This window comes from Sphingomonas olei, from assembly GCF_045369765.1.
GTDB lineage: Bacteria > Pseudomonadota > Alphaproteobacteria > Sphingomonadales > Sphingomonadaceae > Sphingomonas > Sphingomonas panaciterrae.
Window position 1 is genome coordinate 1 of record NZ_JBIQEU010000084.1, and the last position, 719, is coordinate 719.

Below are 719 nucleotides of genomic sequence, written 5' to 3' on the forward strand. Positions count from 1 at the left end.
GGTCTCCAGCGCAAGCGCACGACCATGGAGGTCCTGACCGACCTGCTGCGTGCCGAGGCGACGCACCGCCATGCAGCCTCGGTCCGTTACCGGATGTCGGCCGCCAGGTTGCCCGCGGTGAAGGACCTCGACGCCTTCGTCTTCGGCGACACTCCCATCAACGAGGGACTGGTGCGCTCGCTGTACAGCGGCTCGTTTCTTCCGGGCCGACGCAACGTCGTGCTGGTCGGTGGAACGGGTACCGGCAAGACGCATCTCGCCACCGCCATCACCGCCAATGTGGTACGAGCCGGCGCCCGCGGACGCTACTTCAACACAGTGGACCTGGTGAACCGACTCGAGGAGGAAACGCGCCTTGGCAAGGCCGGCACGCTGGCGGCCCAGCTCTCGCGCCTCGACCTCGTGGTGCTCGACGAGCTTGGCTACCTGCCGTTTGCACGCTCGGGCGGTCAAATGCTCTTCCACCTCGTCAGCAAGCTCTACGAGCAGACCTCCGTCATCGTCACCACGAACCTCGCCTTTGGCGAGTGGCCGACCGTCTTTGGCGACCCCAAGATGACCACCGCACTGCTCGACCGTATTACCCACCATTGCGACATCGTCGAAACCGGCAACGACAGCTGGCGCTTCAAACATCGAAGCTGACGCCCAGGACCACCGGCAGAGAACGCTTCGCGCTGGTTGCGCCTCCGGTCGGGCTACGCCCGCCCTACGCCGCA

At 65.6% G+C, this 719-nt stretch carries 1 protein-coding gene; it reads left to right on the plus strand.

Features of this window, described 5'->3' with window-relative positions:
- Window positions 1-645, plus strand: a 645-nt coding sequence (gene istB, locus ACH0BU_RS18155; RefSeq protein ID WP_500264490.1) for an IS21-like element helper ATPase IstB, incomplete at its 5' end; no start/stop codon positions are given.
- Between the last annotated feature and the right edge of the window lie 74 nt (window positions 646-719).